The organism is Mesorhizobium sp. WSM2561, assembly GCF_000513915.1.
Taxonomy (GTDB): Bacteria; Pseudomonadota; Alphaproteobacteria; order Rhizobiales; family Rhizobiaceae; genus Mesorhizobium; species Mesorhizobium muleiense.
Map to the genome: position 1 here is coordinate 25,766 of NZ_AZUX01000047.1, position 24,463 is coordinate 50,228.

Consider the following 24,463-nt stretch of genomic DNA (forward strand, 5'->3'; position numbering starts at 1 on the left):
TTGCCGCCAAAACCTCCCTTAGGACCGCAGCTCTGACCGGCCGCGACGGATAGCTAAGGACTTCACATGGAGGCTCCCATCCAATGAAGCTAGGAACCTGATCGCCTGCCGCCTTTTTTGCGACAAGCTGATCCAAGTAGTACTCCGCACCGAGGCGAGCATGGCCAGAAACAAAGTTAGGAGCGGCTCGATAAGTTTTGGCGCTACGATCATAGATGAGGTTCGCAGGCCACCGTCCCGCGTATGATGCCAAATCGGCCGAAGCTTGCTGAACTGAAATCCCAAAAAACTCGACCAACTGCGCGCGGTTGACCGTGCCCTCCCAACTGAGCTTAAAGTCAATGAACTCTATGCGGCGCTCAGCACCCCATCTAGCGCCAAGTTTATCAACGATCGCCTTTCCCAAAACACACAACCACTTATTTGATCAATCTAGTTTCTAGCCTGATTCTGCCGTGGGCGCAATGTGGTTGTGGGAAGGCGGGGCTCTGACGTAGAGGGCGCGTGTTCGCTCATGACCTCACGGATCGATGATGGTGTTGACACGGGCGACGTCGTAGTTCAGCGCCAAGTGCTGATTGCGCCCACGATACGGCACTGACCCTGAATCTCAATCATATGAAGCCGGTATCTAGGGCCTCCCCGGCATCTATGCTTCCCAGCCGCGCCGCCAGTTCCATCCGCTCGGGCGTGGCCCGCTCCGGGCAAATCTCCTTCAGCGGCAAGAAGGTAACGACCATGCCCGGATGGCAATCCCTGCACAGCATCCGGCGGGGATAGCACCTTCACTGTCCAGAGACAGTTCGGATACGGCGTGCCGTATAGTCCTGATCGGCCGAAAGGCGTGGCAATCCGGGTAGACACGAAAGAGGGGAGCGCTCGGCCTCATGGCTGACGACCGCGCCCTGCAGCGCGGCCATGATCTTCCTGCCATCGTCGACCGACAGGCCGATGTCACCGCCAAACAGGCGCTGCCAGCTCTTGTCGACGTCGCAACGACAAACGTCACCGAACTCGTTCTTCCCCTTGAAAGTGATCGTCCACTTCACCGCTATTGTCGCGCCTCCGAACAAAAGGACGGTGGTGGACTGCATTGCCTTATTAATTCCTTTCCCAAACCCAGAGAAGTTATCGGTCTTATCTTCGCGAGGCAGTGATCTGCGGCAAAACGCTGGCCACGTCGTAGAAGCGCCAGGAGGCAAGCGACAGACAACACCGGCAGTCAGCCCGCGCCACCGCGCGACTTGACCCGCCATTGCGGCACGATACCTGCGATGCCAAGGCTATCGAGGCGACCCGTCGGCCTCGACGAAGTACTTTGTTGCCGTGAGCGCAAGGCGCAACAGGCGAGTGCGGTCGTGCTGCGGTCGCGATCTGCTGATGGCAGCGCAGCAGGCGATCAAAACCTGGCGCGGCAGGAATTCACAGTTCGCACGAACGTGTTCGGCGTTGTCCGATATCCGACACGATGTTGGACATATGCATCGTGACAGCAGAGCTATCGTATCGTTTGAAACGGTTCTCCGTCTGGCACGGTACATGCTGCGTTATCCGCGAACGTCAGGAACGAAGGAGAATCGCACCATGATCACTCTTGCCGAAAATGTAGTCGCCGAAGCGCTGACCCGCCAGGCGGCGGAACGCCGCCGTGGAGACTAGCGAATGCCGGGCCGGGGAACTCTGTCTCGCGTTACGCCACGATTAATAGCACGCCTCATAATCTTCTGCTGGTCCTCCATGACGCCCTCAATTCTACGCCTTTTCGCGAGCCGCGGTGCCGAGCCGATCGGTGCGATCCAGCCTGCCAGCCCCTTGCGAGCCCTTACGGCGACCAAACGTCTCTTCGCTGCCCGCAGCGCCTGCCGGTCACATTCCGCCCTTCCATGGCTTAGATAGTGAAGCGCCACCATGTCCGAACAACCCTTGCCGACGCTGCCGATGTGGCGCGTCGATCACATCGAGCCCTCGCCCGAGATGTTGGCGCTATGCGCCACCGGTCCGATCCACCGCGTGCGCTTCCCGTCCGGGCACGAGGGCTGGTGGGTGACAGGTTACGACGAGGCCAAGGCGGTGCTGTCCGACGCGGCGTTCCGGCCCGCGGGAATGCCGCCGGCGGGATTCACCCCGGATTCGGTGATTCTCGGTTCGCCGGGGTGGCTGGTCTCGCACGAGGGGGGCGAGCATGCCCGGTTACGCACGATCGTGGCGCCGGCCTTCAGCAACCGCAGGGTGAAGCTGCTCGCGCAGCAGGTCGAGGCGATCGCCGCGCAGTTGTTCGAGACGCTGGCGGCCCAGCCCCAGCCCGCCGACCTGCGGCGCCACCTCTCCTTTTCGCTTCCGGCCATGGTCATCAGCGCGCTGATGGGCGTGCTCTACGAGGATCACGCCTTTTTCGCCGGGCTGTCCGACGAGGTGATGACGCACCAGCATGAAAGCGGCCCGCGTAGCGCGTCGCGCCTGGCCTGGGAAGAACTGCTCGCCTACATTCGCGGCAAGATGCGGGACAAGCGCCAGGATCCGGGCGACAACCTCCTGACGGATCTGCTCGCGGCGGTCGACCAGGGCAAGGCGACCGAGGAAGAGGCGAGCGGCCTGGCGGCGGGCATGCTGGTGGCGGGGCACGAGAGCACCCTCGCGCAGATCGAATTCGGCCTGCTGGCCATGTTCCGCCATCCGCGACAGCGCGAACGCCTGGTCGGCGATCCATCCCTGGTGGACAAGGCGGTGGAGGAAATCATGCGCATGTACCCGCCGGGCGCGGGCTGGGACGGCATCATGCGCTATCCGAGGACCGACGTGACCATCGCAGGCGTGCATATTCCCGCGGAGAGCAAGGTGCTGGTCGGCCTGCCGGCGACGTCGTTCGATCCACGCCATTTCGACGACCCGGAAATCTTCGACATCGGACGCGACGAAAATCCGCACCTGGCGTTCTCCCACGGGCCGCACTACTGCATCGGCATGGCGCTGGCCAGGCTGGAACTCAAGGTGGTGTTCGGTTCGATCTTCCAGCGCTTTCCCGCGCTGCGCCTGGCCGTTGCGCCCGAAGAACTGAAGTTGCGCAAGCAGATCATCACTGGCGGGTTCGAGGAGTTCCCGGTGCTCTGGTGATGCGCGGACGCCGCCGGGAATCGCGATCTTCTCCGCAATTTGCCGGCGCGCCTGGCGCGCGCCGGTCAGGGTCAGCCAGCCAACAGGTAACCAAGATGGACGTGCAAGAAACCACGGCAGCATGCCGGGACGCCTTCGCCGAACTGGCGTCGCCAGCGTGCATCCACGACCCGTATCCGTTCATGCGGTGGTTGCGCGAGCACGATCCGGTGCATCGCGCGGCGTCGGGCCTCTTTCTGTTGAGCCGCCACGCCGACATCTACTGGGCGCTCAAGGCTACGGGCGATGCGTTTCGGGGACCGGCGCCGGGCGAACTGGCGCGCTATTTCCCGCGTGCGGCGACCAGCCTGTCGCTCAACCTGCTGGCGTCCACGCTAGCGATGAAGGAACCACCGACGCATACACGTCTGCGCCGGCTGATCTCGCGCGATTTCACCAAGTGCCAGATCGACAACCTGCGGCCGAGCATCGCGCGCATCGTCGCAGCGCGCCTGGACGGCATGGCGCCCCCGCTGGAGCGCGGGGAGGCGGTGGACCTGCATCGGGAATTCGCGCTGGCCTTGCCTATGCTGGTCTTCGCCGAACTGTTCGGCATGCCCCAGGATGACATGTTCGGGTTCTCCGCAGGCATCGGCGCCATTCTGGAAGGCCTGAGGCCGCACGCCAGCGATCCCCAGCTCGCCTCGGCGGACGAGGCCAGCGCCACGGTGCAGGCCTACTTCGGCGACCTCGTAGAGCGCAAGCGCACCGATCCCCGCCACGACATCGTGTCGACGCTGGTCGGCGCACACGACCACGACACCGACACGCTGTCGGATGCGGAGTTGATCAGCATGCTGTGGGGCATGCTGCTGGGCGGCTTCGCCACCACTGCTGCGACCATCGACCATGCGGTCCTGGCGATGCTGGCGTATCCCGAACAGCGGCACTGGCTGCAGGGAGACGCCGTGGGGGTGGAGGCATTCGTCGAAGAGGTCCTGCGCTGCGACGCGCCCGCCATGTTCAGCTCCATTCCGCGTATCGCCCAGCGCGACATCGAACTGGGCGGCGTGGTGATCCCGAAGAACGCGGACGTGCGCGTGCTGATCGCGGCCGGCAATCGCGACCCGGACGCCTTCGCCGATCCTGACCGCTTCGATCCCGCGCGGTTCTACGGCACCAGTCCTGGCATGTCGATCGAGGGGAAGATCATGCTGAGCTTCGGCCACGGCATCCACTTCTGCCTTGGTGCGCAACTGGCCCGGGTGCAGTTGGCCGAGAGCCTGCCGCGGATCCAGGCGCGCTTCCCCACGCTGGCATTGGCCGAGCAGCCGACCCGAGAGCCCTCCGCGTTCCTTCGGACGTTTCGCGCGCTGCCGGTGCGGCTGAATGCGCAGGCGGGGGGCTGAGATGCGCGTCGTGGTCGACCAGGATCTGTGCGGAACCACCGGCCAGTGCGTGCTGACGCTGCCGGGCACCTTTCGCCAGCGCGAACCGGACGGCGTGGCCGAAGTGTGCGTGGCGATGGTCCCGCAGGCGCTGCACGCCGCGGTGCGGCTCGCGGCCAGCCAGTGCCCGGTCGCCGCCATTCGGGTCATCGAAAGCGACGCGGGCAATGACGAGCGCGCAAGCGCCGACCCTGCGCCTTCTCCGGCGGAGGCCGAGCAGCCTGCCGCGAAAGACCAACGCAATCCAGGAGGACACGATGGGACGGTTTGAAGGCAAGGTGGCCGTGGTAACTGGCGCCGGCGCCGGCATCGGCAAGGCATGCGCCCTCGCCATCGCGCGCGAGGGCGGCAGAGTGGTGGTGGCCGACATTGACGGCTCGGCGGCCATCGCGTGCACCGCGCAAATCGCGGCCGAAGCGGGCCACGCGCTGGACCTGGCCATGGACATCGCCGATGCGGAGGCGGTGACAGCACTGTTCGAAACGGCGGAGCGGCACTTCGGTGGGGTCGACCTGCTGGTGAACAACGCGAGCGCCATGCATCTGACCCCCCGCGACCGCGCGATCCTCGACTTGGACCTGGCGGTCTGGGATCAGACCATGGCGACCAATCTGCGCGGCACGCTGCTCTGCTGCCGGCAGGCCATCCCACGGATGATCGCCCGCGGCGGTGGCGCGATCGTCAACATGTCGTCGTGCCAGGGTCTCAGCGGTGACACCGCGCAGACGTCCTACGCCGCGTCGAAGGCGGCGATGAACATGCTGTCGGCCTCGCTCGCCACCCAGTACGGCCATGCGCAGATCCGCTGCAACGCGGTTGCGCCGGGTCTCATCATGACCGAGCGTCTCCTCGCCAAGCTGGACGAGCGCATGCAACGGCATCTTCACCGGCACCAGCTCTTGCCGCGCGTCGGCCGACCCGAGGACGTGGCCGCGCTGGTGGCGTTCCTGCTCTCCGACGCTGCTGCGTTCATCACCGGCCAGGTCGTGTGTATCGACGGCGGCATGCTGGCGCATGTGCCGACGTACGCCGATGGTGGCAACAGCCCCGACGCGCGGGCTGCCGGCGACACTGCCGAAGCGGCGCGCTGCTGATGAACATGCTGCTCAACCCACTGGACCGTCGTCACCGGCTGCGGTACGACATCCCGGTCGTGCCCGGCGCTTTCCCCTTGGTCGGGCATCTTCCCGCCATCGCCTGCGACCTGCCGCGCCTGCTGCGGCGCGCGGAACGGACGCTGGGCAGCCACTTCTGGCTGAATTTCGGCCCTGCCGGACACCTGATGACCTGCATGGATCCTGATGCGTTCGCACTGCTCCGGCACAAGGACGTGTCCTCGGCGCTGATCGAAGAGATCGCGCCCGAATTGCTTGGCGGAACGTTGGTCGCCCAGGACGGCGGCGCGCACCGGCAGGCGCGCGATGCGATCAAGGCGGCGTTCCTGCCCAAGGGGCTGACCCAGGCCGGCATCGGCGACCTGTTCGCGCCCGTCATCCTGGCGCGGGTGCAGGCGTGGCGCGACCGCCGCGAGGTAACCATCCTGCCTGAAACCGGCGACCTGATGCTCAAGCTCATCTTCAGCCTCATGGGAATCCCCGCGCAGGACCTGCCGGGATGGCATCGCAAGTACCGGCAACTGCTGCAGTTGGTCGTCGCGCCCCCGGTCGACCTGCCCGGACTGCCCTTGCGGCGCGGCCGCGCCGCCCGCGACTGGATCGACGCGCAGTTGCGCCTGTTCGTCCGCGACGCGCGCGCGCATGCCGCGCGCACCGGGGTGATCAACGACATGGTGAGCGCCTTCGATGGCAGTGACGATGCGCTCTGTGATGACGTCCTGGTCGCCAATATCCGCGTGCTGCTGCTTGCCGGTCACGACACCACCGCCTCGACGATGGCCTGGTTGGTGATCGAGCTGGCGCGGCGGCCTGTGCTGTGGGACGCCCTGGTCGAGGAGGCGCAACGCGTGGGCGCGGTGCCGACCCGGCACGCGGACCTGGCGCAGTGTCCGGTCGCCGAGGCGCTGTTCCGCGAGACGCTGCGCGTGCATCCGGCGATCACGCTCCTGCCGCGGCGCGCGCTGCAAGAATTGCAACTCGGCCAGCGGCGGATTCCCGTGGGCACCGACCTGTGCATCCCGCTGCTGCATTTCTCGACCTCGGCGCTGCTGCACGAGGCGCCTGATCAGTTCCGCCTGGAGCGGTGGCTGCAACGCACGGAGCCGATCCGGCCGGTGGACATGCTGCAGTTCGGTACCGGCCCACACGTCTGCATCGGCTACCACCTGGTATGGCTGGAAATGGTGCAGTTCTGCATCGCCTTGGCGCTGACCATGCAAAAGGCCGGGTTGCGGCCGCGGTTGCTGAGCGGCGTCGAAAAAGGCCGGCGCTATTACCCGACCGCACATCCGTCCATGAAAATCCGCATCGGATTCTCATGAGCTGGCATCGCATGCCCCGTGTGGCGAGGCAGCGGCGCCGGCGACGCGCGGCATTGCTGCACCTTGCGCGCGCTCGGTGCGACCCCGGCAACACCACGGCGGCTGCCGCTCGCGGTGGCCGTCTCCTGTCAGGTACAAGGACATGAACAACGTGCAGACCGGTTCCACGCTACACGACGACCGAACTGGCGTTTCCGCGCTCGGCAGATTGGGTGCGCAGGCGTGCGGCGCATCCGGCAGGCTGCTGCCGGAGATTTGGATGCAGGACGGCGCAAAGCGGGTCGAACAGGCGCTGGCGCGTCTTCTCGACGCCGAAGAGGACGGTGAGACCGAACTGATGGCGGCGATGCGCTACGCCACCTTGCACGGCGGGAAGCGCACCCGCGCCTTGCTCTGTCTGGCTGCCGGCGCACTGGCCGACACGCCGGCGCACATGCTCGACGACGTCGGCGCCGCCATCGAGATGATGCACGCCTGTACCCTGGTCCACGACGACCTGCCCGCGATGGATGACGACGTGCTTCGCCGCGGCCTTCCAACCGTGCACGTCAAGTTCGGCGAAGCCACTGCGATCCTGGTCGGCGATGCGTTGCAGGCGCACGCTTTCCTGACCCTGGCGAGCCTGGATGCGCCGGGCGACAACCGTATCGCGCTCGTGCGCGAACTGGCGCAGGCGGTGTCCGCCGAGGGTGCCGCAGGCGGGCAGGCCATGGATTTGTCGCTGGTCGGAAAGCACGTCGAGCTGGACACGATCGTGGCGATGCACCGGATGAAGAGCGGAGCGCTAGTGCGCGCGTCCGTTCGCATGGGCGCGCTATCCGCCATCGCGGAGGATGCCGCACACGCTGCGCTGTACTGTGCGCTCGATCGCTACAGCGCCTGTTTCGGGCTGGCGTTGCAGGTGGTCGACGACATTCTCGACGCGACAGCGGACACCGCGACGCTGGGCAAGACCCCCGGGAAGGACGCGGCGGCGCAGAAGCCGACCTGCGCGTCGATCATGGGGCTGCAGGCAGCGCGCCAGTTCGCGCTTGATTTGTTGAGCGACGCCGGCGAGGCCATCGTCCCGCTGGGGCCGCGTGCGGAACGGCTGGCGCAGATGCTGCAGCGGGCCAATGCGTATCTGTACAAGCACGCGCCATGCGCATGAGCGCGCCCGTCCGCATGGAATTGCCCCTGTGCCGTTGCGATCGGCCGGCGGCAGCGGTGCATGCTGCGCTGTGTCCGAGTCCGCGGCGCCGATTGCTGCAGTTGGCCGGCACCGCACGGCGCATAGCGGCGCGCTGCGCGCAACAACCCTATGCGGCGGACCGGCGTCTGCCCGATCCTGGTTCTCGTCAACCGCCTGCAGAAGGAACGTCCCGCGTGAACGCGCTGTCCGAACAGATTTTTTCCGAATTGCGCCACCTGCTGAGCGAGATGAGCGACGGCGGCGGCGTCGGTCCATCCGTCTACGACACGGCGCGAGCTCTGCAGTTCCACGGCAACGTCACCGGTCGGCAGGACGCATACGCGTGGCTCATTGCGCAGCAACAGGCCGATGGCGGATGGGGAAGCGCGGACTTCCCGCTGTTCCGCCATGCGCCCACGTGGGCGGCGTTGCTGGCCTTGCAGCGTGCCGATCCTCTTCCCGGCGCTGCCGATGCAGTCCAGGCTGCAATCCGATTCCTCGAGCGCCAGCCCGATCCCTACGCGCATGCGGTGCCGGAAGACGCGCCGATCGGCGCGGAGCTGATCCTGCCGCAGTTGTGCGGCGAGGCCGCATCCTTGCTGGGCGGCGTGGCGTTCCCGCGCCACGCGGCGCTGTTGCCGCTGCGGCAAGCGCGCATGGTCAAGCTGGGGGCGGTGGCGACGTTGCCGAGCGGCCATCCGTTGCTGCACTCCTGGGAAGCCTGGGGGACGTCGCCGACCACCGCATGCCCGGATGACGACGGCAGCATCGGCATCAGTCCGGCGGCCACAGCCGCGTGGCGTGCGCACGCCGTGACACAGGGGAGCACGCCGCAGGTCGGGCGCGCCGACGCGTATCTGCAGGCGGCATCGCGGGCGACCCGCAGCGGGATCGAAGGTGTCGTTCCCGGCGTCTGGCCGATTAATGTGTTCGAGCCGTGCTGGTCGCTGTACACCCTGCATCTGGCCGGGCTGTTCGCGCATCCCGCGCTCGCCGAGGCGGTGCGCGTGATCGTCGCACAGCTCGATGCCCGGCTGGGCGTGCGCGGTCTGGGCCCGGCCTTGCACTTCGCGGCCGATGCTGACGACACCGCCGTTGCGTTGGGCGTCCTGCGCCTTGCAGGCCGCGACCCGGCGGTCGATGCGTTGCGCCATTTCGAAACCGGCGAGCTGTTCGTCACCTTCCCCGGCGAGCGCAATGCCTCGGTGTCGACCAACATCCATGCCCTGCATGCGTTGCGACTGTTGGGAAAGCCCGCTGCCGGCACCAGCGCCTACATCGAGGCCAATCGCAACCCGCACGGTCTATGGGACAACGAAAAATGGCACGTTTCGTGGCTGTATCCCACCGCGCATGCGGTCGCTGCGCTTGCGCAAGGCAAGCCCCAGTGGCGCGACGAGCGCGCGCTGGCGGCACTGCTGCAGGCGCAGAGCGACGACGGCGGCTGGGGCGCCGGTCGCGCGTCCACATTCGAGGAAACTGCCTATGCGCTGTTCGCGTTGCACGTGATGGACGGGAGCGAAGAGCCGACAGGGCGCCGGCGCATCGCGCAGGCGGTGGCGCGTGCGCTGAAGTGGATGCTCGCCCGCCATGCGGCGCATGCATTGCCGCAGACGCCGCTGTGGATCGGCAAGGAACTGTATTGCCCCACCCGGGTCGTGCGCGTGGCCGAACTCGCCGGGTTGTGGCTGGCGCTCCGTTGGGGGCGGCGCGGTTTGGCCGAGGGAGCAGGAGCGGCGCCATGAGCCAGACCGAACGCGCGCTGCAGCAGGTGCTGGAGTGGGGGCATTCCCTGACCGGGTTCGCCGACGAGCATGCCGTGGAAGCGGTGAGGGGCGGCCAATACATCCTGCAGCGCATCCACCCGAGCCTGCGCGACACCAGCGCCCGCACCGGGCGCGATCCGCAGGACGAAACGCTGATCGTGGCGTTTTATCGCGAATTGGCGCTGCTGTTCTGGCTCGACGACTGCAACGACCGGGGCCTGATCGCGCAGGAGCAGCTCACCGCGGTGGAGCAGGCGCTGGGGAAGGGCGTGCCGTGCGCGCTGCCCGGATTCGAGAGCTGCGCTGTGCTGCGCGCTTCGCTGGCCGCGCTCGCCTACGATCGTCGCGACTATGCTCAGCTTCTCGACGATACCCGGTGTTACTGCGCGGCGCTGCGCGCCGGACACGCGCAGGCGGCAGGGGCGGAACGCTGGTCCTACGCCGAGTACCTGCATAATGGCATCGATTCGATCGCCTACGCGAACGTGCTCTGTTGCCTGTCGTTGCTGTGGGGACTGGACATGGCGACCTTGCGCGCGCGTCCCGCGTTTCGCCAGGTCCTGCGGCTCATCTCCGCGATAGGGCGCCTGCAGAACGATCTGCATGGACGCGACAAGGACAGGTCGGCCGGCGAGGTCGACAATGCGGCGATCCTGCTGCTGCAGCGCTACCCGGCCATGCCTGTGCTGGAGTTCCTCAACGACGAGCTGGCCGGCCAGACGCGCATGCTGCACCAGGTCATGGCGGAAGAACGCTTTCCCGCGCCATGGGGACCGTTGATCGAGGCCATGGCCGCCATCCGCGCGCAGTACTATCAGACCTCGACCAGCCGCTACCGCAGCGACGCTGCGGGGGGAGGCTAGCGTGCGCCGGCCTCAACGCGCGGGAGGCGGCGGCGTGCGCGCGCTGCCGTCGGTCCGATCCGATGCTACGCCGTCACCCGATTCGACGGATGGAGCGAGCATGAGCGACACCGCCCTGAGCCGGCGCAAGGACGACCATTTGGACATCGTGCTGGACCAGCGAACGGCGCGGGCCACGGTCGCCGCCGGCTGGGAGTACATCCGTTTCGAACACTGCGCATTGCCCGAGTTGGACCTGACGCAGATCGATCTGCGCGCTTCGCTGCTGGGCAAGACCATGCGCGCGCCGCTGCTGATCAGCTCCATGACCGGCGGCATGCCACGCGCGGAGGCCATCAACCGGCATCTGAGCGAGGCAGCGCAAGCCTTGGGGATCGCCATGTGCGTCGGTTCACAGCGCGTGGGCCTGCAATCTCGCAACTCCCAGGGGCTGACGCGCGCGCTGCGCCGGCTGGCCCCAGACATTCCCTTGCTGGCCAATATCGGCGCCGCGCAACTGCGCGAGGCCGACGGCCTGGACCTGGCGTGCCGGGCGGTGGATGCGCTGGAGGCCGACGGGCTCATCGTCCATCTCAATCCGCTGCAGGAAGCGGTACAGCCGGAGGGCGACCGTGACTGGCGCGGCATCCTGGCGCAGATCGCTCGCGCCGCGCGCAGTGTGGGCGTGCCGATCGTGGCCAAGGAAGTGGGGTCGGCCCTGTCCGCCTCGGTGGCCTGTGCGCTCGTCGAGGCGGGCGTGGCGGTGATCGATGTGGCCGGCGCTGGCGGCACCAGTTGGGCCGCGGTGGAGGGCGAGCGCGCCCGCGATGTCGCCGACCGTGCAGTGGCGATGGCGTTCGCCGATTGGGGGATTCCGACCCCGGCCAGCGTGAAGGCGGTACGTCGGGCGCTGCCAACGGTGAAGCTGATCGCCTCGGGCGGGATCCGCGACGGCGTCGACGTGGCCAAGGCCATCCGCCTGGGCGCGGACATCGCCGGGCAAGCGGCCGGCGTGCTGCGCGCGGCGACGGTGTCCACCGAGGCGGTCGTCGCGCATTTCGAGATCGTCATCCGCCAGTTGGCCGTTGCCTGCTTCTGCACCGGCTCGGCCGATCTGGCGGCGTTGCGTCAGGCGCGCTTGTTGCCCTCGGCGCATCTGCCCGCCGGTTGATGCCGGCGTCGCCCGCCCGTGGCGGCGGGCGCCTAGTTAAAATGACCCGGACAAATAGCTCCGTAGCAGGGAGAAAGCGCAGTGCCGATGTTGAGCTTTCCGATGGAGCAGCGCAGTGCCCTGTTCGAGGATTTGCTAGCCCGCATTCCTGCTGGGAGCCCTGTGATTCAAATTACCTGCGGACCTTTGTTACCAGTGATCAAGATGCCGGACCGCTATGTCGTGTCGCACTATGATTTCGTCGTCCGCAACATCCCGCCCCGCACAGCTCTGGACCTACCGACGGGCAGCGTGAGCGCCCCCGGTCGGAGGATGAGAAGCTGTGAATCGTCGGGGGAGCTATTCGGTTCCGCCGCAGGCATCCGCCGACGTCACCTTCATCAATTTCGAGGGCAGGGAGTCCCGGGAGCGATCGTACCGAGTTGAGCCTGTCTCGAAGCGTCTTCCGATGATGCGGCGCCATCATGCAGCGATCTCAACGCAACTGAAATGCCCACCTCATCGGACCGAAAAAAACAGTCCGCTCCAGAACTGCCGGGGGCTGGGCAGGAAAAATCAATTCGGCATAACCATTGACCCGCTTCTTAAGGGCGGCGCTCCGCAGGAGCATTGCCTGAAACCACCCTGCCGCTCGTCCCGAAGGTCCGCCGCAATTTGCTGATCGCACTCACAGTGGGCAGGTCTATGACAATTTGCAGCTGCTTGTCACGGTTGCGGTGGCCATGAGAGCTCTCGCGAGGCCAGCCCTCTTTGATGCTGTGAACAACTTGCATGGCCTGATTGCGCTGGCTGCGGCTTCGCGCACAGTTTGCGCATGGCGGCAGACGTTGGCCTCGATGCTCTCTTGTTCGAAATGGCGGCCGCAAGCGTTCGGCTGCTGCCCCTGAGCTTTGGCGACAAGGCAGCCAGGCTAGCCCACCAGACGTCGGGGCGGTTTCTTTTTGAGGTCCGGGTCGATGGTGATCCTCAATTTCAGCGAATTGCGGCCATCCGCTATGCGACCGGCACAACCGGAATCCTCGCCTTGAGCAAGGACGGGCTGGCGGTCGTGTCCTTCACGGCCAATGGAGAACTCGCCAGCTTAATCGATCCATTGGAAAGCTGGGATCGTCTCCCGCTACGCCAACAGGCGCGCAATGACATCCACGGGCACATCGACCTGCTCCTCGCCGCGCTTCGAAACGCNGGCTGCACGCCATACCGCTAGACTTTGAATTAAAGGCCGCTGTGGATATTTCCGTTTCGTTTTGTCGGCGCATGGCACGGCTCCCTTGGGGAGCGCCACGATGGAGGCATCATTGACAACAGATTTCGCGGCTGCCTGGTTGCATCTTGATCGAGCCTATCATTATCTCGGCGGCGACGATGACACGAGCCGCAAATCCCGTGCGGCCCTGGATTTGTTGATCGAGGCCATTGCGACGGCACAANTCCGGGCCATCTCACCCAAATTTGCGGTTGGCCTGATGCAGATCATGCCCGCCACGTGGGCCGAACTGCGCATCAAACATGGTCTCGGCACCGATCCCTTCGATCCGCGAGAGAACATCCTGGCTGGTGCGGCGTATCTCCGCGAGATGTTCGATCGCTTCGGTCGGAAGGGATTTCTGGCCGCCTACAACGCCGGACCACAACGCTATCAGGAGCATCTTTCCAAGGGTCGCCCTCTGCCTCGTGAGACGATCGACTACGTCGCGAAACTTAGGCCGCTGATCAAGGGAGCTGTTGATATCCCGCCCCGCTCGGAACGATCGGGAAATCGGTCGAGCGCGGATGGTTCGCAGCTTTTTGATCGCGACTTTGCTCGGATAAATGACCTCGGGTGGCGCGGCAAAAGAGGTTTCGGTTCCGTCGACCAAACGGTCTTCACGGAGATCCGTTCCGCCAACATGCCCTCGCGGATCGACACGGCGGTGGACGATCTCACGGCGCTTGAGCCGACGCCGGATGTTGGTTCTGAAGTTGCTCGTCCTGCACCGAACTTAGCCAGGAACAGCCTCTTCATCCCACGATCGCGCGGTGCATCGCAATGAGCGCTGGACCTCGCGTAAATTGCACTCTGACCTGCTCTGTCGCACGATTGACGGCGAAAGTGCTGGCGCCCAGGGAAGTCGGGGAGGGATGGCAAGATAAAAGGCCGCGATATGCGGCTCGGTCGGTCGGTTGTTTTGGTTGCCTTTTCTCGAGCTTTCCGCACATCGCCAGAAGTTCCCGCACATCGCCCGACTTGATTTTCTGCAAGGGTTTCAACGTGATCCGCACATCGCGGGTGAAACGTCGTGAGAGGTGATGACGATTTCCGCGTGCGGCCAGGCCGTATCCGCTCGCGCCAGAGCCAAAGGGCACGGCCCTTCATCGCTCAGGCGCTCGCCGCCGCGCAAAAAGCTGGCGGGAGGATCTCTCGCGACGGCAGTATCACTGCCGGGCGCGGCTCATATTTCGGACGAGGCCGGGTGGCGAGCCTTCGTGCCAATCGCTTCATTACCAGCCGCTCTCGATCCTGCACAGTCAAGGCGCTCGTGGTCCGTCATCACAAGAGACAGAATGGCCCGCTTGCGCGACACCTCAATTATCTGCGTCGCGAAGGGGTCACCCGCGACGGCGAGAAGGCGCGCATGTTTGGTCTGGAAACCGACGATGCCGACGTCAAGGATTTCGCCGAGCGCTGCGAGGATGATCGGCACCATTTTCGCTTCATCGTCTCGCCCGAGGACGCGGTGGAGATGGCCGATCTCAAGATCTTCGCCCGCGACCTCATGGGGCAGATGGAAAAGGACTTGGGCACCAACCTAGATTGGCTGGCCGTCGACCATTGGAACACCGACAATCCCCACGTCCACATTATCCTGCGCGGCAAAGCTGGGGACGGTCAGGATCTCGTCATCTCTCGCGACTACATAAAAAATGGGATGCGCAGTCGTGCGCAGGATCTGATCACTCAGGAGCTTGGCCAAAGGACCGATCGTGAAATTCGTCGTGCATTCCATCAACAAATTGAGGCCGAACGCTGGACACACCTCGACCGCCAGCTTGTTCGTGAAATCGACAGGCATGGCATTATCGACGTCGCGCCCGTCGCGGACCGAAAGCCTGATGAGTATCTCGCGGTGAAGGTCGGCCGATTGCGTAAATTGGAAAGCCTCGGCCTCGCGCACCCGATCGGTGCAGGCCAATGGACAATGGTAGCCGAGGCCGAAGCCACCCTGCGAGCGCTTGGCGAGCGAGGCGACATCATCAAGCGCATGCATCGCAGCCTTACCGAGCATGGGCTCGACAGAGGCGCTGCCGACCAAGTTTTCGCGGGCGAGGCGAGCGAGGTGCCGATCATCGGCAGGCTCATGGAACGAGGCCTCGATGACGAGTTGCGCGCTTCTGCTTACACAATTGTCGACGGCATCGACGGACGCACTCATTACATCCGGTTTCAAGATCTCGATGCCACCGGAGACTCTGCACCAGGTTCTATCGTCGAGCTTCGGCGCTACGAAAATGGAAAAGGCCGCAGCCGCGTCGCCCTAGCTGTCCGTTCTGATCTCTCGATCGAAGAACAGGTCCGTGCTGACGGCGCGACTTGGCTCGACCGGCAACTGGTCGCGCATCGGCCAACCAACTTAGGCGAGGGCGGATTTGCACAGCAGGTCAAACAGGCGCTGGAGAACCGCACCCAGCACCTTGTCGAGCAAGGCTTAGCGCGGCGTGAGGCTGACCGTGTCGTACTTGCGCGCAACCTGATTGCAGCGCTTCGCGCTCGCGAGGTTGATGCACTCGGTGAGCAACTGGCCGCCGGGACAGGTCTGTCCTTCACGAAGGCTGCTGAGGGCGAGCAAATTGCTGGTACCTACCGGCGGCGCTTCTCTCTTGCCTCAGGCCGCTTCGCGATGATCGATGACGGGCTCAGCTTCAAGCTCGTGCCCTGGTCACCTGCACTCGACAAACACCTCGGCAGTCACCTCAATGGCGTCATGCGGGGCGGGGGTGGTGTGGATTGGGCCCTCGGCAGGAAACGAGGGCTAGGGCTGTGAGGAGGGCAGCTAAGCCGCTCGCGAACGCGCCCTGCTGGACGAGCGGTATAGCGGCAGCCATCGACGCGTTCTCCGAAGGAGCGATCGCCGCTCTGTCACAGGGAACCGAACACCGATGATTTGATGAACCGGCGTGCGCTCGTTGAGAAAAGCGCGCGCGCAGGAACATCGCGCCAAGTTGCCGCACACTCTCGCATCATGGCGCATCGTCAGCCCGCACATCCCGGAGAGCAAGGCTATCACGACGACAGCTTCACCAGACGAGGGGAACGAACTCAGGCTGTCCTTGGCTCTTAAACGATGCGTGCGTTCGAGCTTGCTCGGAGAAGAGTTCTGTCCATCCATTCGTGAAGAAGGTCTCGCAATCGACACTTAATGTCGGGTTGGTCGCGTTCGCAACACGGTGGTGTTCGGTCGAGCGCTTTTCATTTCGAAAAAACGGTTCCTGTGCAGTTGGCATCACGATTGCATCTAACGCCTCGCAACACACGCGCGGCCGTCTCCGTTTTGTTTGTTCCATCGCGATCATGTGAAGAACGAAAGAAATCAACAAATGTCAAAATATGCATCAGAGAGGTCATGCGCACGCAAACGCGGCGTTGGCTTAGTTCCCAATAGTCTGCGAGTCGAGCAGCTCACAAAGCCAGCCTCGAAAACCGCAGTCGACACTCTCCGCGCCTTGCTCTTGACAGCCGCCCTGATGCTCGTCGACCCCGCGCTTGCCGCCGACGGCGGCAAGGTGACGGATTTCTTGCTCGATAATGGCATGGAAGTGATCGTCATTCCCGACCATCGCGTGCCGATCGTCACCCATATGGTCTGGTACAAGAACGGCAGCGCCGACGAGCCGTCAGGCAAATCCGGCATCGCCCATTTCTTCGAGCATCTGATGTTCAAGGCCACGACCAATCACGCGACCGGCGAGTTAGCCAGCGCCGTCTCTGACATAGGCGGCTCCAACAACGCCTTCACCTCCTCCGATTACACCGCCTACTTCGAGATGACGGCGCCGTCTGCGCTGGAGCTGATGATGAGCTTCGAGGCCGACCGCATGCGCAACCTCATCCTCACCGACGACGTCATCGAGACCGAGCGCGATGTGATCCTCGAGGAGCGCCGCTCGCGCATCGACAACAACCCGCAGGCCGTGCTCGACGAAGAGGTCGAGGCCACGCTGTGGCAGAACCAGCCCTATCGCATTCCGGTCATCGGCTGGATGCAGGAGATGGAGCAGCTCAACCGCACCGACGCCGTCGCCTTCTACAACAAGTACTACCGGCCCAACAACGCGGTGTTGATCGTGGCCGGCGATGTCGAACCCGAAACGGTGAAGGCGCTGGCCGAGAAGACCTATGGCAAGGTGGCCCGCGGGCCGGACCTGCCACCACGCGTCCGCCCGGTCGAGCCGGAGCAAAACACCAAGCGCACCGTGACGCTCTCCGACGCCCGCGTCAGCGTGCCGAGTTTCTCGACCAAATGGGTCGTGCCCTCCTACCACACGGCCAAGCCGGGCGAGGCCGAAGCGCTCGACCTGCTCGCAGAGATCCTTGGCGGCGGCAACCGCAGCCGGCTTTACCAGGCGCTTGTCATCAAGCAGGGTATCGCTTCCAGCGCCGGTGCGTACTTCCAGGGCACCATGCTCAACGACACCAATTTCACCGTCTACGGCGCGCCGCGCGGCGACGCCACGCTCGCCGACGTCGAATCCGCGGTCGATGCGGAGGTGGCGCGCATCGCCAGCGACGGCGTCACCCCGGATGAACTCGAAAGAGCCAAGGACCGCCGTGTCAGGTCGATGATCCTTGCCCGCGACAACCAGGCCATGGTCAGCATCTATGGTTCGATGCTCGCCACGGGCGGCAATGTCCAGGACGTGCAGGAATGGCCGGATCGCATCCGCAAGGTCACGGCCGACGAGGTCAAGGCCGTTGCCGCGCGCTATCTGGTATTGGCCCACTCGACCACCGGCTATCTCTTGCCGCAACCAAAGACGGAGAATTGATGTGTTGACCAGTGAGCATTTCCGAGTTTTCTCTTCTCGCGCAAAGGCAGAGGGGAACGGCTGGCACGCTTTCGCCACACTCTTCCTCTCTATCGTCTTCCTGGTCCTGCCGGCGCTTGCCGCCCGCGCCACGGAAATCCAGTCCGTCACCTCATCCAAGGGTATCACCGCCTGGCTGGTGGAGGACTATTCCGTCCCGGTCGTCGCCGTCCGCTTCGATTTCGGCGGCGGCTCGACGCAAGATCCGCCGGGCAAGGAAGGCCTGGCCAATCTGATGACCGGCCTGTTCAATGAGGGCGCCGGCCCTCTCGATTCGGAAGCCTTCAACATCAAGCTCGACGATGCCGGCGCCGAGATGAGCCTCAACGCGACCCGCGATGGCATCTACGGCTCCATGCGCATGCTGGCCGAACAGCGTGACGAAGCTTTCGACCTGTTGCGGCTGGCGGTCAACGAGCCGCGCTTCGACCAGGCGCCGATCGACCGCATCCGCGCCCAGATCCTGTCCGGCATCATCGCCAACGAGAACGACCCAGACACGGTGGCGCAGAACCGATGGGCGCGCGCCGTCTATGGCGATCATCCTTATTCGCGCTCCGACCAGGGTACCAGGCAGAGCATCGCCGCCATTACGCAGGATGATCTGAAGGCCCGCCACAAGGCAGTCTTCGCGCGGGGCGGGCTGCATGTCGGGGTCGTCGGAGCCATCGACCCGGAAACGCTGAAGAAGAAGCTGGATCTGGTGTTCGGCGATCTGCCGCAGAACCAGGCGCTCGCTCCGGTCGCCGACGTCACGCCTGCTCTGGCGCAGCAAATCGAGGTCAACTACGACCTGCCGCAGACCTCGCTGCAACTCGCCTGGCCCGGCGTGAAGCGCAACGCGGCGGATTTCTTCCCCGCCGTTTTGATGAACCAGATCCTCGGCGGCCCCTCCACCTCCCGCTTGTTCCAGGAGGTGCGCGAAAAGCGCGGACTGGCCTACAGCGTCAATTCCTCGCTGGTCAATCAGGACCACGCCGACGCGCTGATCGTCACCACCGGAACGCGTTCCGACCGCGCCGCCGAGACGCTCGGCATCGTGCGCGACGTCGTCAAGCGGCTGGCGCAGGATGGGCCGACCGAGGCCGAACTGGCGGCGACCAAGAAATATCTGATCGGCGCCTATGCGATCAACAATCTGAATTCGTCGAGTTCCATCGCCGCGACGCTGGTCGAACTGCAGCTCGACGATCTCGGCATCGACCACATGCAGCGCCGCACCGGTTACATCAACGCGGTGACGCTCGATCAGGTCAAGGCGGTGGCAAAGAAGCTCCTGAGCGCCGAGCCGACCATTATGGTGGTCGGACCTCCGCTGGCCGCTGCCGGAAAGGGATGAGCCCGACTTTTGGGATCGCGTCGGCGGCTGTGGCGCGGGGCTTGGTGCAAATCCCCCGACGCCGGGAGGAACTTGGCACCCGGCCGGTGGCGATCGCCGGCTCGTCCATCGGCGCCATCATGGGCGTCGGCATGGCCTCCGCGTTGGCGGGCCAACATCCGCGCCTGTGCCTGCTCGATCCTTCAGCCGCCGCGGAAGCTGTCGGTCACCTTCCGCCCTTCCATCGCTTAGAGAGTGAAGTGCCACCATGTCCGAACAACCCTTGGCCACGCTGCCGATGTGGCGCGTCGATCAGATCGAGCCCTCGCCCGAGATGTTGGCGCTACGCGCCAACGGTCCGATCCACCGCGTGCGCTTCCCGTCCGGGCACGAGGGCTGGTGGGTGACAGGCTACGACGAGCCAAGGCGGTGCTGTCCGACGCGGCGTTCCGGCCGGCGGGAATGCCGCCGGCGGCATTACCCCGGATTCGGTGATTCTCGGTTCGCCGGGGTGGCTGGTCTCGCACGATGGGCGAGCATGCCCGGTTACGCACGATCGTGGCGCCGGCCTTCAGCAACCGCTGGGTGAAGCTGCTCGCGCTGCTCGCGCAGCAGGTCGAGGCGATCGCCGCGCAGTTGTTCGAGACGCTGGCGGCCCAGCCCAGCCCGCCGACCTGCGGCGCCACCTCTCCTTCCGCTTCCGGCCATGGGCAGTTGCCGGGATATTTCGCAACGCTTTCCTGGATCATCTGCTCCTTGAGCGTCGGAACGGGGATTTGGCAGTTGAAAGTTTGAGATGACGCCGGACCGATCAGGGCAGCGAGGACGGCGAGCGCCAGCCATGGCTGATTACTTGGCAGCAGACCTTGCGGACATAGGTGTTTCCGTAGGTCACGAACGCATCGTCCGGGATCGCTCCACTCTTCTTCAGCAGCGCGACCAGGTTCCTGGCCATCTGCTCGTCATAGGTCTTTTCCAGCGTGATCGCGAACCAGCCATTGGTGACCAGGTATGCCGAGACAGCAATGCTGGCCGATCGGGCATAGGCGTTCGCTTCGGCAAGATTGTCGAAACTCTTGATCTGGATGTGACGCTGACGAGAGGGTCCGCTGTCATACTGGTCGACGAAAACCCAGGTGTGGTGCATGTAGCCAGTCTGGCTACCCGACTGGACCCGGCACCAGCGGTCGGCGTCATCGAGGATCGCGACGGGGCTCCCATTAGCCAGGTTGACGAGGTTGATCGAATTCCCATTGGGGAGCGCCTTTATTGGGGGGCAGCGCCCTAGGAGTGCCTGACGCGGCCGGAGCGAGCCTCGGGGATTGAAACTGGCCAATCATTCTGAATCGAAGGCGCAGGCGCTGCGGCGACACTGGATTGCGGTGAAGGGGGCGGGGCTGTTGGCAGGGAGATCTGCGGCTGGCCGGTATCCATGTGGTGTGTCGTAACCCGGTACTTGTCCATCTCGCTCCTTGAGAGGTGCCGTACGTCATTGCTTTCGTACTCCAGGGAAGCTGGAGCAATGACGGGTCGACGCCCATTTCCAACATGTACGATATCACGTCCGCAGTGATCTGCTGCACTGCCGAAACAGCTTCTTGCGCGCTGAGGGAAACCTGGCCGCTGAAGGAGGACTTATGCACCCCGATCGCGCCGGGCTCCGCGAAGCGCATGACGCCGCCCAAGAATGCAAGAGCGCAGGCCGAGGATCATTCCGGGCCCCTGGGCTGGAAAGTGCTTAGCCTGTAGGAACGGATAAGGCGGCCGAGCTCCATCGCCTTGACGATATTGCCGCCATTCGAATCGAAGCCGATCACAGTCGGATTATGCGACCGCACGACCGATGCAAATTCATCAAGATTGTCTTCGAAGGAAAACTCGCCGATGACCCTCACGTAGCGGAGGCCGTCGGGTGTCTGATCGGCTTGATACCTCAATCCGGCATGGGCCGCCAGCCACGCGCCAACGCAACCCCAAGCACCTTAGACAGACGCAGCATCGCCCTCTCACCCCTGGCGAAGGTTAGCGTCCTCTATCGGCGCTGTCGAATCCTAACACGAAATACCGTGAGGAGAGCCTTAAGGCCCTGCCCTTGACGACCACGGCTCCTGACGCAGGGCTACGCTGCCTCATGCTCCAGCATCCATGCACGACGCTGCGATCATCCCTCTACATCCGGCCAGCCCGTATGGCGTCCAGGCCGCCCTATAAGTTTGGCGGGCCCCCGCGCGCCTGATAGCGCGCGCCGGGCTCTCGTGGAACCGAGCCCGCCTTCTTCGCCTTGCTCAGGGCGGGGTCGGCCCTTCGGGCTTTGATCCCTGGCGATAACAAGCCTCCGGCTCGTTCAGCGGATTCCGCTCTTGCGAGCGGCGACATTGTTCAACTGGCCTCTCCCGGCGGCGCGGTGTGGGCGGCGCTCCCTTCTAGGCCCGCCGCGCCAGGCCGCAACCCTTCGCTTCGCTTCGGGTCCTCCACATTCGTTCCGGCCCGCAACCACCCTTTCGCACAGATACGACAAGGCCCCCGCGGGTGCGGTCTGCCTTCCGGCGGGCCTGTCCGGTCGCAAGTCGCCGTCCACCCCGCTTCCCGGGGAGGCGCGGCTTTGGATCGGAGAGGATGAAAAGCCATGCGCCAGACCGCCAGACGTCCCGCCAGCGGAAAACACGGGAGCCGGAACAAGGACGACAACCGGCCGAGCCTTTACCACGAAGTGACCAGCCGCACCATTGCCGAGTTGGAGCAGGGCCGCTTCCCATGGGTGCAGCCACGGGGCCTCGTCGCGGAAGCGCTCCTGGCGATCGATCAGCAGACGCACCACCTGCCGCTTCGAGACCGCGATGCCGATCGCAGCCAACAGCGCCACCAGCCGCGGCACGGTGACCTGGCCCTGATGGTACTGCGCCAGCACGAAGCGGCGCAGGTCCGGCCCGAAGGGCGACCCCCCATAGCGGAATGCAATATTCCGTGCATTTGAAACGCCAGAGACACCGCGTTTCTTTTCTCCTTCCGCGCTCATCTTTGTTTTTACTTTCTATTTCTTCTGTCGTCAAAATTGTGCAATAAATTACTATGCCACCGTAACCGATGGCGTATGCTTCCGGGCTCATTCTCTTCCTGCTTTCTGGCAGACAGAGCGCTATTCTGCTTTGATTTGCTTCCGGCCCAAACCTTCGGAGCTTTGGCTTCGTTGTCCGGCAACAAGGCGACGGCCCTCTTCGATTTCCGAGAGCGCCGTCTTCCAATCCTCTGTCTTTACGGCCGTCCGATATCTATCATTTATCGCCTTCTTCAACGCTTTGTTCGCGCGTTAGGGGTTCGTTTCTGGCGATCCGCTCCGTGTCGGCGGCTTTCGCTGAATCGTTGGTGCGCCAGTTGCCGTTAAGCACTTTCGGCAAGACGTCATGATCGCACAGCTCGGCACCCGTTCAGCGGCGTTGGTGTTCCCATCCTTCCGCCGGCGTTTTTTCACCGAAAGCCTCGCCAAAGGGAAAGGCATGAAGCGCACCGGACGCGTGCTTCAGATCGCGGCCGGCGTGACGATGATCGTCATGGGTTTTCGCCTAGCAGAATCGTCGACGTGGACGCCGTCGGCGCCAAGCTCGCCACGCGGTCGACAGCATGGCCCTTGGCGTGCTGACAACCCGCGGCCGTCGCAAGACATCCCGTCCGGATTGGCGAAAATGGCGTCGGCCGCCATCCCATGCACCTCCAGCATTTCATTCAGGGCCGAGGCCCCGGTCGTCTCATTGAGGATCACGGCAGCCGGTTGCTGCTTGTCAGCTTGGCGTTTCCCTGGGCCAAGCTGCCATGCCGTGAGCCCGACACCTCATTGATCGAGTGGTGAGGATGGCGCCGGCGTTCCGGGATTGAAAGCCCTGATATCGATTGCGCGACAGGCGTTCCCGCTGATTGCCGGCGAAGGCATGCGTGGGCGGGGGGCATCACATCGGCAAAGGCATGCCGCCAGCCAAGCCATCCCTTGTGGCTTGCCATGCCGCCCAAGATCGAATTCGCTACCGGCATGAAGTCGCAGGCGTGAGGGTTCAAAGGAGGCAAACCCGTAGCTCAGCTCATAGCCTAGCCAAAGACCCGCGCCGTGCGGGTCGTAGGCGGCCGCCGTCCCTTCGGATATGGCCCAGAAGATCGGGGCCAGGCGATTTGGCAAGCCGGGCGGGGTTTTGCGCCGTTCACATCAAAACTTGTCCGCCCGGCCAATTCTGTTCCTCACATCAAACCTGACGGTCAGCCGCAAACGGTATACCACCTGTCGAATCGGCCATCGTTTGGAGCCACACAGAGACCGCCGTAACAAACCTTCTCACCCTTGAAGTTGGCCAGGAACTGCAGCAAATGCAATATATCGTCCTGTTCATCTTCGTCCCGGATAAGCTCCGGACCGCCCTGCGATTTCAGTGCCAGCTCGATCAGCTCGATCGCCCGATCTTTGTTACCGCTCTCGTTATAATACAGCGCTGCCACCGGATAAGACAGGAGCTTACGTTGGTCGCTTTCCGGGGGATTCAGTGCCAGGATGTGTTCAGACAGCTCTTTGCCCATAGCCAGGCGCTCAGCAGACGGAAAGTGCGAATGGTCAAAGTTCGGAAAGAAGAGTTCGTCTAGCGCCGCAATCATCCAATCCTCGGAGTTTCTGTTGATCGCGTCGCGAACGAATTGGCGCATGACGGGCAAGCCGGCCTGCATGTCGCGCATTTTGTGAAGCAACAGACCCACATGAGACCGGCGAAAACCGAGCTTGTCGGGCAACAAGGCGATGCCTTCTTCGATCGCCGAGAGCGCCGTCTTCCAATCCTTTTTCTCCATCGCCGCCCAATATCTATCATTGATCGGCTTCTTCAGCGCTTGTTCGCGCGCTATGGGTTCGTTTTCGGCAATCCGCTTCGCATCACCGGCTTTCGCTTGCTTGCTGGTGCGCCAGCTGCCGTTGAGCACTTTCGGCAAGACCTCATCGAGTTGCNTCGGATGACCGATAAAGGCGATGTGACCGTCACGGTCGACCACGAACGAGGTCGGAATCCCGACAGAAAAGCTGGGCTCCATCCAAAGCTTGTCCATTTCGCCTGTGGAGTCGAACGCGATCCGATAATTCAGATTCGAGAACTTTTCGGTCAACCACGCGTCCAACTGGCTTCGGGCCTC

At 64.2% G+C, this 24,463-nt stretch carries 20 protein-coding genes and 2 pseudogenes; 18 read left to right on the forward strand and 4 right to left on the reverse strand.

All coding sequences use genetic code 11. The features are described 5' to 3' along the window. Positions 1-785 precede the first annotated feature (785 nt). Positions 786-1,094 carry a hypothetical protein gene (locus tag M727_RS37795; RefSeq protein ID WP_051505779.1) on the reverse strand — a complete coding sequence of 103 codons (309 nt, stop codon included), beginning with the start codon at positions 1,092-1,094 and terminating at the stop codon, positions 786-788. 286 nt (positions 1,095-1,380) lie between these two features. Between M727_RS37795 and M727_RS41850 the strand changes: the two genes are divergently transcribed. The 17 genes and pseudogenes from M727_RS41850 to M727_RS37810 all read left to right on the forward strand — a co-directional run. After that, complete coding sequence (locus tag M727_RS41850; protein ID WP_156941658.1) at positions 1,381-1,659, forward strand: hypothetical protein; 279 nt, start codon at positions 1,381-1,383, stop codon at positions 1,657-1,659. A 249-nt stretch (positions 1,660-1,908) separates the two neighbouring features. Next, positions 1,909-3,111 carry a cytochrome P450 gene (locus tag M727_RS0128280; protein ID WP_027155441.1) on the forward strand — a complete coding sequence of 401 codons (1,203 nt, stop codon included), beginning with the start codon at positions 1,909-1,911 and terminating at the stop codon, positions 3,109-3,111. A 95-nt stretch (positions 3,112-3,206) separates the two neighbouring features. Continuing rightward, positions 3,207-4,499: a cytochrome P450 gene (locus M727_RS0128285; protein ID WP_027155442.1), complete on the forward strand. Its 1,293-nt coding sequence runs from the start codon at positions 3,207-3,209 to the stop codon at positions 4,497-4,499. A 1-nt stretch (position 4,500) separates the two neighbouring features. Next, positions 4,501-4,809, forward strand: coding sequence for a ferredoxin (locus M727_RS0128290; protein ID WP_027155443.1), 309 nt, complete (start codon positions 4,501-4,503; stop codon positions 4,807-4,809). Then, on the forward strand, positions 4,796-5,632 hold the full coding sequence (locus tag M727_RS0128295) for an SDR family oxidoreductase (protein ID WP_027155444.1): 837 nt from the start codon (positions 4,796-4,798) through the stop codon (positions 5,630-5,632). The genes M727_RS0128290 and M727_RS0128295 overlap by 14 nt, the downstream gene beginning before the upstream one ends. Then, positions 5,632-6,975, forward strand: a complete 1,344-nt coding sequence (locus M727_RS0128300; protein ID WP_027155445.1) for a cytochrome P450 — start codon at positions 5,632-5,634, stop codon at positions 6,973-6,975. The genes M727_RS0128295 and M727_RS0128300 overlap by 1 nt, the downstream gene beginning before the upstream one ends. Before the next feature lie 142 nt (positions 6,976-7,117). After that, positions 7,118-8,125: a polyprenyl synthetase family protein gene (locus M727_RS0128305; protein WP_198032713.1), complete on the forward strand. Its 1,008-nt coding sequence runs from the start codon at positions 7,118-7,120 to the stop codon at positions 8,123-8,125. Positions 8,126-8,340: 215 nt separating this feature from the next. Beyond that, complete coding sequence (locus M727_RS0128310) at positions 8,341-9,891, forward strand: hypothetical protein (RefSeq protein ID WP_027155447.1); 1,551 nt, start codon at positions 8,341-8,343, stop codon at positions 9,889-9,891. Then, positions 9,888-10,775 (forward strand): hypothetical protein, encoded by an 888-nt coding sequence (locus tag M727_RS0128315; protein WP_027155448.1) that lies wholly within the window; start codon positions 9,888-9,890, stop codon positions 10,773-10,775. The genes M727_RS0128310 and M727_RS0128315 overlap by 4 nt, the downstream gene beginning before the upstream one ends. A gap of 100 nt (positions 10,776-10,875) precedes the next feature. Further along, positions 10,876-11,925 carry a type 2 isopentenyl-diphosphate Delta-isomerase gene (fni, locus tag M727_RS0128320; RefSeq protein ID WP_027155449.1) on the forward strand — a complete coding sequence of 350 codons (1,050 nt, stop codon included), beginning with the start codon at positions 10,876-10,878 and terminating at the stop codon, positions 11,923-11,925. A 75-nt stretch (positions 11,926-12,000) separates the two neighbouring features. Next, a pseudogene (locus tag M727_RS43315) lies at positions 12,001-12,220 on the forward strand (SAM-dependent methyltransferase); the annotation flags it as partial. Between the two features lie 558 nt (positions 12,221-12,778). Beyond that, on the forward strand, positions 12,779-13,132 hold the full coding sequence (locus tag M727_RS0128325) for a hypothetical protein (RefSeq protein WP_245269032.1): 354 nt from the start codon (positions 12,779-12,781) through the stop codon (positions 13,130-13,132). A gap of 79 nt (positions 13,133-13,211) precedes the next feature. After that, entirely contained in the window at positions 13,212-13,958 is a 747-nt protein-coding gene (locus tag M727_RS40675) for a lytic transglycosylase domain-containing protein (RefSeq protein ID WP_084646932.1), read from the forward strand. Positions 13,959-14,204: 246 nt separating this feature from the next. Further along, the gene (locus M727_RS0128335; RefSeq protein ID WP_027155451.1) at positions 14,205-15,947 is read left to right on the forward strand and encodes a VirD2 family relaxase/mobilization nuclease; all 1,743 of its coding nucleotides are present in this window, start codon (positions 14,205-14,207) and stop codon (positions 15,945-15,947) included. A 700-nt stretch (positions 15,948-16,647) separates the two neighbouring features. Beyond that, on the forward strand, positions 16,648-17,949 hold the full coding sequence (locus M727_RS37805) for a pitrilysin family protein (protein ID WP_156941659.1): 1,302 nt from the start codon (positions 16,648-16,650) through the stop codon (positions 17,947-17,949). 91 nt (positions 17,950-18,040) lie between these two features. Continuing rightward, the gene (locus tag M727_RS0128345) at positions 18,041-19,327 is read left to right on the forward strand and encodes a pitrilysin family protein (RefSeq protein WP_245269033.1); all 1,287 of its coding nucleotides are present in this window, start codon (positions 18,041-18,043) and stop codon (positions 19,325-19,327) included. A gap of 247 nt (positions 19,328-19,574) precedes the next feature. Beyond that, positions 19,575-20,001: pseudogene (locus tag M727_RS37810) on the forward strand (cytochrome); the annotation flags it as partial. Positions 20,002-20,117: 116 nt separating this feature from the next. Here M727_RS37810 and M727_RS39335 read toward each other — a convergent pair. Beyond that, complete coding sequence (locus M727_RS39335) at positions 20,118-20,453, reverse strand: hypothetical protein (protein WP_027155454.1); 336 nt, start codon at positions 20,451-20,453, stop codon at positions 20,118-20,120. Positions 20,454-21,015: 562 nt separating this feature from the next. Further along, positions 21,016-21,243, reverse strand: coding sequence for a hypothetical protein (locus tag M727_RS39340; protein WP_051505780.1), 228 nt, complete (start codon positions 21,241-21,243; stop codon positions 21,016-21,018). A gap of 689 nt (positions 21,244-21,932) precedes the next feature. Between M727_RS39340 and M727_RS42540 the strand changes: the two genes are divergently transcribed. Beyond that, positions 21,933-22,280, forward strand: coding sequence for a hypothetical protein (locus M727_RS42540; protein WP_084646934.1), 348 nt, complete (start codon positions 21,933-21,935; stop codon positions 22,278-22,280). Positions 22,281-23,548: 1,268 nt separating this feature from the next. On the opposite strand, the gene M727_RS43325 is transcribed toward M727_RS42540, so the two are convergent. Beyond that, positions 23,549-24,463 (reverse strand): alkyl hydroperoxide reductase (locus M727_RS43325; RefSeq protein ID WP_036263770.1); only part of this gene is annotated, 915 nt, incomplete at its 5' end.

Coding starts and splice junctions, on each gene's coding strand:
- M727_RS0128280 (WP_027155441.1), top strand. CDS start 1,909: ATGTCCGAACAACCCTTGCCGACGCTGCCGATGTGGCGCGTCGATCAC.
- M727_RS0128315 (WP_027155448.1), top strand. CDS start 9,888: ATGAGCCAGACCGAACGCGCGCTGCAGCAGGTGCTGGAGTGGGGGCAT.
- M727_RS37795 (WP_051505779.1), bottom strand. CDS start 1,094: ATGCAGTCCACCACCGTCCTTTTGTTCGGAGGCGCGACAATAGCGGTG.
- M727_RS41850 (WP_156941658.1), top strand. CDS start 1,381: ATGGCAGCGCAGCAGGCGATCAAAACCTGGCGCGGCAGGAATTCACAG.
- M727_RS0128290 (WP_027155443.1), top strand. CDS start 4,501: ATGCGCGTCGTGGTCGACCAGGATCTGTGCGGAACCACCGGCCAGTGC.
- M727_RS0128295 (WP_027155444.1), top strand. CDS start 4,796: ATGGGACGGTTTGAAGGCAAGGTGGCCGTGGTAACTGGCGCCGGCGCC.
- fni (WP_027155449.1), top strand. CDS start 10,876: ATGAGCGACACCGCCCTGAGCCGGCGCAAGGACGACCATTTGGACATC.
- M727_RS0128300 (WP_027155445.1), top strand. CDS start 5,632: ATGAACATGCTGCTCAACCCACTGGACCGTCGTCACCGGCTGCGGTAC.
- M727_RS0128305 (WP_198032713.1), top strand. CDS start 7,118: ATGAACAACGTGCAGACCGGTTCCACGCTACACGACGACCGAACTGGC.
- M727_RS0128285 (WP_027155442.1), top strand. CDS start 3,207: ATGGACGTGCAAGAAACCACGGCAGCATGCCGGGACGCCTTCGCCGAA.
- M727_RS37805 (WP_156941659.1), top strand. CDS start 16,648: ATGCTCGTCGACCCCGCGCTTGCCGCCGACGGCGGCAAGGTGACGGAT.
- M727_RS42540 (WP_084646934.1), top strand. CDS start 21,933: ATGCGCCAGACCGCCAGACGTCCCGCCAGCGGAAAACACGGGAGCCGG.
- M727_RS39335 (WP_027155454.1), bottom strand. CDS start 20,453: ATGCACCACACCTGGGTTTTCGTCGACCAGTATGACAGCGGACCCTCT.